This is a genomic window from Mesorhizobium sp. M5C.F.Ca.IN.020.32.2.1, from assembly GCF_004023105.1.
In the GTDB taxonomy this organism is placed as follows: Bacteria; Pseudomonadota; Alphaproteobacteria; order Rhizobiales; family Rhizobiaceae; genus Mesorhizobium; species Mesorhizobium wenxiniae.
This window is the reverse complement of the sequence record NZ_RZSX01000186.1, coordinates 1-8,686: the sequence shown is the minus strand read 5'-3', so window position 1 is coordinate 8,686 and position 8,686 is coordinate 1. Positions and strand designations below refer to the sequence as shown.

The 8,686-nt window shown below is 63.6% G+C and carries 8 protein-coding genes; 4 read left to right on the top strand and 4 right to left on the bottom strand.

Annotated elements, in window-relative coordinates:
• From EOA86_RS12030 to EOA86_RS12015, 4 genes are all read left to right on the top strand, one after another.
• The coding region (locus EOA86_RS12030) for an ABC transporter ATP-binding protein (protein ID WP_164891696.1) at positions 1-555 on the top strand (555 nt) is incomplete at its 5' end.
• A gap of 79 nt (positions 556-634) precedes the next feature.
• A complete protein-coding gene (locus EOA86_RS12025; RefSeq protein ID WP_095521065.1) occupies positions 635-1,600 on the top strand; it encodes an ABC transporter permease in 966 nt (321 codons plus the stop codon).
• The gene (locus tag EOA86_RS12020) at positions 1,590-2,405 is read left to right on the top strand and encodes an ABC transporter permease (RefSeq protein WP_065005983.1); all 816 of its coding nucleotides are present in this window, start codon (positions 1,590-1,592) and stop codon (positions 2,403-2,405) included. Before EOA86_RS12025 ends, EOA86_RS12020 begins: the two co-directional genes overlap by 11 nt.
• Before the next feature lie 29 nt (positions 2,406-2,434).
• On the top strand, positions 2,435-3,862 hold the full coding sequence (locus EOA86_RS12015) for a gamma-aminobutyraldehyde dehydrogenase (RefSeq protein ID WP_128341828.1): 1,428 nt from the start codon (positions 2,435-2,437) through the stop codon (positions 3,860-3,862).
• A gap of 157 nt (positions 3,863-4,019) precedes the next feature.
• On the opposite strand, the gene EOA86_RS40145 is transcribed toward EOA86_RS12015, so the two are convergent.
• From EOA86_RS40145 to fdhF, 4 genes are all read right to left on the bottom strand, one after another.
• Entirely contained in the window at positions 4,020-4,238 is a 219-nt protein-coding gene (locus tag EOA86_RS40145) for an alpha/beta hydrolase (protein WP_245497234.1), read from the bottom strand.
• A gap of 432 nt (positions 4,239-4,670) precedes the next feature.
• Positions 4,671-4,988, bottom strand: coding sequence for a formate dehydrogenase subunit delta (locus tag EOA86_RS12005; protein ID WP_128341826.1), 318 nt, complete (start codon positions 4,986-4,988; stop codon positions 4,671-4,673).
• Positions 4,978-5,808: a formate dehydrogenase accessory sulfurtransferase FdhD gene (gene fdhD, locus EOA86_RS12000; RefSeq protein ID WP_128341824.1), complete on the bottom strand. Its 831-nt coding sequence runs from the start codon at positions 5,806-5,808 to the stop codon at positions 4,978-4,980. The genes EOA86_RS12005 and fdhD overlap by 11 nt, the downstream gene beginning before the upstream one ends.
• 2 nt (positions 5,809-5,810) lie before the next feature.
• On the bottom strand, positions 5,811-8,684 hold the full coding sequence (fdhF, locus tag EOA86_RS11995) for a formate dehydrogenase subunit alpha (RefSeq protein ID WP_128341822.1): 2,874 nt from the start codon (positions 8,682-8,684) through the stop codon (positions 5,811-5,813).
• Between the last annotated feature and the right edge of the window lie 2 nt (positions 8,685-8,686).

Genomic DNA, 8,686 nt, shown 5'->3' with positions numbered 1-8,686 from the left:
CTGGTCAACCAGCCCAAGGTGCTTCTGCTCGATGAGCCGCTTGGCGCGCTCGACCTCAAACTGCGCGAGAACATGCAGGAGGAGCTGAAGTCGCTGCAGAAGGCGCTCGGCATCACCTTCGTCTTCGTCACCCACGACCAGGGCGAGGCGCTGTCGATGGCCAATCGCGTCGCCGTCTTCAACGACGGCAAGATCATGCAGATCGGCACGCCGGAGGACATCTACCAGCGCCCGAAGACGCGCTTCGTCGCCGATTTCGTCGGCTCGTCCAATGTGCTGCCGCCGGATTTCGTCCAGCGTTATTCCGGCCAGCATCGCTGGGGCAGCCTGCGCCCTGAATCCATTCGCATCGGCCGGGCGGCGAAGGGCGATGGCGTTGCCGCTCGTCTCGTCTCGACCAATTATCTCGGCGCCACGACCAGACTGGCGCTCGACGTCGACGGCTTGCGCCTGCACGCCATCGTGCCGGCCGGTGCCGCCTTGCCGAAGGCAGGTGAGGCGGTCGTGCTCACCTTCAACCGCGACCATTTGCATCTTATGGACGAGCCGGCATGATGGCGCTTTCGGCAACTGTCGCTAATAGCCGAGGCAAGACGCTTCACGGCGCGAAGGAACGCAACCGGTCGAAGAAACCATGACTCTGACCGCTGCCCAGGCAAAACCTGCCCCAGCCCTCCTTCCTCGCGCGCGCGGCTTGCGCGGCGCGCTGTCGGACCTGTTTTGGCGCAGGCCCAAGCTCCTGCTGCTGTTGATGCTGCTGCCGCCGGTGCTGTGGCTCGGCATCGTCTATATCGGCTCGCTGTTCGCACTGCTCTTGCAGAGTTTTTTCTCGATCGACGAATTCTCCGGCCTCGTCAACCGTGAATTCACGCTGAAGACCTATGGCGATCTGCTGCAGGCGGCAAATCTCGACATCATCTTGCGCACGGTGACGATGGCGGCCCTGGTCACGTTCGCCTCCGCGATCGTCGCCTTTCCCATCGCCTATTACGCGGCGCGCTACGCGCGCGGCCGCTGGAAGGCGCTGTTCTATCTCGGCATCATGCTGCCGCTGTGGTCGAGCTATCTGGTCAAGATTTACGCCTGGAAGCTCATCCTCGCCAAGGAAGGCATCCTGACCTGGCTGCTCGCCAAACTGCATCTTCTATGGCTGCTCGATGCCTGGCTGTCGCTGCCGATCGTCGGCGGTAATTCCCTGTCGGTGTCGTCCACCGGCACCTTCATCGTCTTCGTCTACGTCTGGCTGCCCTTCATGATCCTGCCGGTGCAGGCGGCACTCGAGCGCGTGCCCGGCAATCTGGTCGAGGCCTCGTCCGATCTCGGGGCCTCGCCCGGCCAGACCTTCCGCAACGTGCTGTTCCCGCTGGCGCTCCCGGGCATCGTCGCCGGCTCGATCTTCACCTTCTCGCTGACGCTCGGAGATTACATCATCCCGCAGATCATCGGCACCTCGCGGCTGTTCATCGGCCAGGCCGTCTATTCGCAGCAGGGCACCGCCGGCAACATCCCGCTCGCCGCCGCCTTCACCGTGGTGCCCATCGTCATCATGGGCTTTTACCTCTGGGGCGCCAAGCGCATGGGGGCCTTCGATGCGCTCTGATGGCTCACCATCCGCTCCTCTCGGCCTGAAGATCGCCGCTGCCTGCGGCTTGCTGTTCCTGCATCTGCCGATATTCCTGATCTTCATCTATGCCTTCACGACCGAGGAAAGGAGCTTCGTCTGGCCGCCGCCGGGGCTGACGACGCAATGGTTCGCCGTCACCTGGAATCGCCCGGACGTGTGGCAGTCGCTGTCGCTGTCGGTGCGTGTCGCCGCTATCTCGACGCTCGTCGCCCTGGTCCTCGGCACGCTCTGCGCGGCCGCCGTGTCGCGAACACGGTTCTTTGGCCGCGAAACCATCTCGCTGCTGGTCATCCTGCCGATCGCGCTGCCCGGCATCATCACCGGCATCGCGCTGCGTTCAGCCTTTTCGCTGGCCGAGATTCCGTTCTCGTTCTGGACGATCGTGCTCGGCCACGCGACCTTCTGCGTCGTCGTTGTCTACAACAACGCTGTCGCCCGCTTTCGCCGCACCTCCGGCTCGATGATCGAGGCATCGATGGACCTTGGCGCCGACGGCTTCCAGACCTTCCGCCATGTCGTGCTGCCCAACATCGCCACCGCCCTGCTCGCCGGCGGCATGCTTGCCTTCGCGCTGTCGTTCGACGAGGTCATCGTCACCACCTTCACCGCCGGCCAGCAGCAGACGCTGCCGATCTGGATGCTGGAAGAGCTGATCCGTCCGCGCCAGCGCCCGGTCACCAATGTCGTCGCCATGGTGGTCGTGCTGGTGACGCTGCTGCCCATCCTCGTCGCCTATTACCTCACCCGCGACGGCGACCAGATCGCCGGTTCGGGCAAATGACGTCAAGAATCCATAAGGGAGAGACTTCCATGGACACCAAGATGCTGATCGGCTCGAAATTCGAGAAGGGCACCGAAACCGAGGAGCCAATCCTCAATCCGAAGACCGGGGCGACCATCCTCAACCTGCCCGAAGCGAGCCAGGCGCAGATCGAGGCAGCGGTGCTGGCGGCCGAAAAGGCCTTCGTCACCTGGTCGCGCACCACACCGGCGCAGCGCTCCGGTTATCTCCTAAAAATCGCCGATCGCGTCGAGGCCGCGGCACAAGATTTCGCTGCCCTCGAGGCGCTCAATTGTGGCAAGCCAATCAATGCCGTGCTCAACGACGAGATCCCGGCGATCGTCGACTGCTACCGCTTCTTTGCCGGCGCTGTCCGCTCGATGCCCGGCCAGGTCGCCGGCGAATACATCCCCGGTCACACTTCGATGGTCCGCCGCGATGCCATCGGCGTCGTCGCCTCGATCGCGCCATGGAACTATCCGCTGATGATGATGGCCTGGAAGCTGGCGCCGGCGATTGCCGGCGGCAACACCGTCGTCTTCAAGCCGTCGGAGCAGACGCCGCTGACCTCGCTGAAGCTGGCGAAGATCCTCGCTGAAATCCTGCCGGAAGGTGTCGTCAACGTTGTGCTCGGCCGCGGCGACAGCGTCGGCAACACACTGATCAACCACCCGAAAGTCAACATGATTTCGATCACCGGCGACGTCGCCACCGGCAAGAAGGTGCTGCAGGCGGCAGCCAAATCGGTCAAGCGCACGCATCTCGAACTCGGCGGCAAGGCGCCGGTCATCGTCTTCGAAGATGCCGACCTCGGCGCGGTGATCAATGGCCTGCGCGCCTTCGGCTACTACAATGCCGGCCAGGACTGCACTGCCGCCTGCCGCATCTATGCCGGCAAGAAGATCTACGACAAGCTCGTCGCCGACCTTTCTTCCGCCGTCTCAAGCATCAAATACAACCGCCCCGACGACACCGAGAACGAGATCGGGCCGCTCATCTCACGTCGCCAGCGCGACCGCGTCTCGAGCTTCGTCGAGCGCGCCTCGGAACTGAAGCACATCGAGATCACCACCGGCGGCAAGCCGGGCGAGGGCTCCGGCTTCTTCTACCAGCCAACCGTCGTCGCCGGCGCGCTGCAGGAAGACGAGATCGTGCGCCGCGAAGTATTCGGGCCGGTTGTCTCCGTTACCCGCTTTTCCGAGGTCGACGAGGCGGTGAACTGGGCCAATGACAGCGACTATGGCCTCGCGTCCTCGGTGTGGACCAAGGATGTCTCGCGCGCCATGGCGACTGCCGCTCGGTTGCAATATGGCTGCACCTGGATCAACACCCATTTCATGCTGACCAATGAGATGCCGCATGGCGGGCTGAAACAGTCCGGCTACGGCAAGGACATGTCACTCTATGCCTTGGAAGACTACACGGCCGTCCGCCATGTGATGGTGGCGCACGGGTAGTCTCCCTTCTCCCGTTGACGGCCAGGATGTTGCCGCGGGCGGCCTGGCGGCGAACTGCATCGTCACGCGCGCGGTCAGCCCCGTTGGCGGCCCGCGCGATCCAATCTCGCCAACATGCACGCCCTGCGCGCTGGCCACGCCGATCCCCTGTGCCGCGTCACGCAGCGCCACCGCGCAGCGTATGGCGCGCGCCGGTCCGTCGAAGTGCGAGCACCAGCGCCCGCATCCGCTCCGGATAGGTGGCGGCGAACAGCATCGCCATCGGCGCGCCTTCCGAAGCACCGAGTAATGCCGCACGCCCGCTGCCGGCGGCGACCATCACCGCACGCACGTCGTCCATGCGTGTTTCAAGGCTAGGTAGGTGATTGGTATCGATGCGGTCCGACAGACCGGTGCCGCGTTTGTCGAACAGGATCAGCCGCGAGAAGGCTGAAAACCGCTTCAGCAGCCGGCTCTAGCCTTCGTCTTCCCAGTGCAGGTCGAGATTGGAAATGAAGCCCGGCACGAAAACGACATCGAACGAACCCGGCCGACCACCTGATAGGCGATCCGCACGTCACCGCTACGGGCATATCTGGTCTCGATCGGCCTCATGCAACGACCCCGCCCGGCCAGACGATTTCCTATCGTCAACCATAGCAGAGCCAAGCCGTTTGCGGCAGCCAAAGTTTAGAGGACAGGAATATAGGACCCTTGGCGGCTCCTAGTGCATGTCGCGCAAAAGTGCGCAGCGGTTTTGCGATAACGACATGCGCCAAAAACAAGAACTTAAAGCGCGTCGCATGAATCCGTTCAAATGCGACGCGCTTTAGGCTATTTCAGCGGGCCGCGCTTCGGCCTGCGTAGGCTGGGTGTAGCCAAGGCTCACGTCAGCCTGCTCGGGCGTCTTTGGTCGCTTGATCCTGGCCGAAGCGGCCACCACGAGCCCGTCGAAATTCTCGGTGCCGCTGTCCAGCATCTCGAAGAACTGCTGCCGCATCCTCGGCTCCCAGAACTTGTTGATGTGCTCGGCCACGCCGGCAATGCCTTCTTCGCGCGGTTTGGAATGGAAAAAGGCCGCGATCTGGTTGGCCATGCGCACCAACTTTTCCCTGGTGCTGGTGATGTGGTCTTCGTCATGCGACATGCTTGGCAACTCCGCAAACCACCCGGTCAGGGTGGGTGAAAATATCGAAATCATCGCCGCGCACCAGCGCCACCAGCGTCATTCCGGCGGTCTCGGCCGTGCGGATGGCAAGGGCGGTCGGCGCCGAAACGGCGATGATGATGGCAGCACCGATGGCGGCCGTCTTCTGCACCATCTCCACCGAGACACGCGACGTCACCACGACCGCGCCCGACGCACCTGAGATACCGGCTTTCGCCAGCGCACCGGCAAGTTTGTCCAGGGCGTTGTGGCGGCCGACATCCTCGCGCGCCATGACGATGCCCTTGCCGGGCACGTAGAAGCCGGCGGCATGTACCGCTCCGGTCTGCGTGTGCAGCGGCTGCACTTTCGACAAGAGCTTGACCGAGCGGGTGATGTCCTCGACACCAAGCGTAAGCTTGGACGAACCGACCGCATCGACCGAGCGCATCGCTTCCTCGATCGACTCGATACCGCATAGCCCACAGCCGACGGGGCCGGCGAGCCGTCTGCGCCGCGCCTGGAAGCGCGTGTTGGCCCGGTCCTTCAACCGGATCTGGATGTCGATCCCGGCGCCGAGATATTCGACCTCGATCGCCTCGATCTCTTCTGGCGCAGCGATAATGCCCTCGGTGAGCGAGAAGCCGAGCGCGAAATCTTCGAAGTCGGCCGGGCTCGCCATCATCACCGCATGCGTGGTGCCGGCAAAGGAGAACGCCACCGGCGTCTCCTTCGGCACCATGCGGTTGGCGGCGGTGGTGCCGCCGGCGCGGTGTGCCAGCCGCGATATCTGCGTCGTTGCTTTGCGGCGCACGGCCAAGACTACTCCGCCGCTTCCAGCGGGGCGATGCGCCGGCTCTGGCGGGCCTGCTCGTTATAGTCCCTCTGCCACTCGGTCGGGCCATTGGACGGCGCCACCTGTACGGCGGTGACCTTGTATTCCGGACAGTTGGTCGCCCAGTCCGAGAAGTCGGTGGTGATGACATTCGCCTGCGTGTCGGGGTGATGGAAGGTCGTATAGACGACGCCCGGCGACACCCGGTCGGTGATCAGCGCGCGCAGCGTCGTCTCGCCGGAACGGCTCGCCAGCCGCACCCAGTCGCCTTCGCGGATGCCGCGGTTCTCGGCGTCGTGCGCATGGATCTCCAGCCGGTCCTCGGCGTGCCACATCACATTCTCGGTGCGCCTCGTCTGGGCGCCGACATTGTACTGCGACAAGATCCGGCCCGTAGTGAGCAGCAGCGGATAACGCGGCCCGGTCCTTTCATCCGTCGCCACATATTCGGTGCGGATGAACTTACCCTTGCCGCGCACGAAACCATCGACATGCATGATCGGGGTGCCGAGCGGCGCCTTCTCGTTGCAGGGCCACTGCACCGATCCGACACGGTCGAGCAGCTCGAAGGAGACGTTGGCGAAGCTTGGCGTCGTCTTGGCGATTTCGTCCATGATCTCGGAAGGATGCTGATAGTTCCAGTCCAGCCCGATCGCGCGGGCAAGCTCCTGCGTCGCCTCCCAGTCGGCGTAGCGCGCCTTTGGCTCCAGAACCTTGCGCACCATGTTGATGCGGCGCTCGGCATTGGTGAAGCTGCCGTCCTTCTCGAGGAAGGTCGAGCCCGGCAGGAACACATGCGCGTAGTTCGCGGTCTCGTTGAGGAAGAGATCGTGCACGACGACGCATTCCATCGCCGCAAGACCGCCCGCGACATGCTTGGTATCAGGGTCGGACTGCAGAATGTCCTCGCCCTGGATGTAGATGCCCTTGAAGCTACCGTCGACGGCGGCGTCCAGCATGTTGGGGATGCGCAGGCCGGGCTCGTCGTCGAGTTTCACGCCCCAAAGGCTCTCATAGATGTCGCGCACGGCTTCGCCGGAGATGTGGCGATAGCCAGGCAACTCATGCGGGAAGGAACCCATGTCGCATGAGCCCTGCACATTGTTCTGGCCGCGCAGCGGGTTCACGCCGACGCCCGGCCGGCCGATATTGCCTGTGGCCATGGCGAGGTTGGCGATCGCCATCACCGTGGTCGAACCCTGGCTGTGTTCTGTCACACCGAGGCCGTAATAGATCGCGCCATTGCCGCCGGTGGCATAGAGACGTGCCGCACCACGGATCAGCTCGGGATCGACGCCGGACAATCTGCCGACGGTTTCTGGGCTGTTTTCCGGCAAGGCGACGAAAGAAGCCCAGTCCTGGAATTCCGCCCAATCGCAGCGTTCGCGGATGAAGGCTTCGTCGAAAAGACCTTCGGTAACGATGACATGCGCCAGCGCTGTCAGCACTGCCACATTGGTGCCGGGCTTCAGCGGCAGGTGATAGGCCGCTTCGATATGTGCCGACTTGACCATCTCGGTGCGACGCGGATCGAGCACGATCAGCTTGGCGCCCTGGCGCAGCCGCTTCTTCAGCCGCGAGGCGAACACTGGATGGGCGGAAGCGGGATTGGCGCCGATGATGACGGCGACGTCAGTGTAATCGACGGAGTCGAAATCCTGCGTGCCGGCCGAGGTGCCATAGGTCTGGCCGAGCCCATAGCCGGTTGGCGAATGGCAGACGCGCGCGCAGGTATCGACATTGTTGTTGCGGAAGCCTTGCCGCACCAGCTTCTGGACGAGATAGGTTTCCTCGTTCGTGCAACGCGAGGAGGTGATACCGCCGATCGCGGTGCGTCCATACTGGTACTGGATACGGCGGAATTCCTTGGCCGTATGGGCGATCGCCTCTTCCCAACTCACCTCCCGCCAGGGATCGGTAATCTTTTCCCGGATCATCGGTGACAGGATGCGATCCTTGTGGGTCGCATAGCCGTAAGCGAAACGGCCCTTCACGCAGGAATGTCCGTGGTTCGCCTTGCCCTCCTTGTAGGGCATCATGCGAATGACCTCGTCGCCCTTGACCTCGGCCTTGAACGAGCAGCCGACGCCGCAATAGGCGCAGGTGGTGACGGCCGAGCGCTCCGGCAGGCCCTTGGCAAGCACTGTTTTCTCGCGCAGCGCATCGGTCGGGCAGGCCTGCACGCAGGCGCCGCAGGATACGCATTCGGAAGCGATGAAATCCTCGTGCATGCCGGCGACCATGCGTGATTGGAAGCCGCGGCCCTCAATGGTCAACGCGAAGGTGCCCTGCACCTCCTCGCAGGCCCGCACGCAACGCGAGCAGACGATGCATTGCGCGGGATCATAGGTGAAATAAGGATTGGATTCATCGCGGGCGATGTAGTCAACAGCCAGCGAACCATGGCCGGGCGCTACGCCGTTCTCCTGCTTGACGTGGTTGCGGCCGTCGATGCCGTAGCGGTTTTCGGTCAGACCGACAGTGTTGGCGACTTTGTCGAACTCGCTGGCGCCCGTGCCGGCCTTCTCGTTCCAGCCGGTCGGGTGGTCGGAAACATAGAGTTCCATCACGCCGCGGCGGATGGCGGTGAGGCGGTCGGTTTGCGTGTGCACGACCATGCCTTCGCCGACCGGCGTCGTGCAAGAGGCCGGCGTACCGCCGCGTCCATCGATCTCGACGAGGCAGACCCGGCAGGAGCCGAACGAGTCCAGCATGTCGGTCGCGCAGAGTTTGGGGATTTCGACGCCCGCTTCCATCGAAGCGCGCATGATCGAGGTCCCCGCCGGCACGGTCACCGACTTGCCGTCGACCGTCAGCGTCACCTGCTGTTCCGCTTCCGAAGCGGGCGTGCCGTAGTCGATTT

Coding starts and splice junctions, on each gene's coding strand:
- EOA86_RS12020 (WP_065005983.1), top strand. CDS start 1,590: ATGCGCTCTGATGGCTCACCATCCGCTCCTCTCGGCCTGAAGATCGCC.
- EOA86_RS12015 (WP_128341828.1), top strand. CDS start 2,435: ATGGACACCAAGATGCTGATCGGCTCGAAATTCGAGAAGGGCACCGAA.
- EOA86_RS12005 (WP_128341826.1), bottom strand. CDS start 4,988: ATGTCGCATGACGAAGACCACATCACCAGCACCAGGGAAAAGTTGGTG.
- EOA86_RS12025 (WP_095521065.1), top strand. CDS start 635: ATGACTCTGACCGCTGCCCAGGCAAAACCTGCCCCAGCCCTCCTTCCT.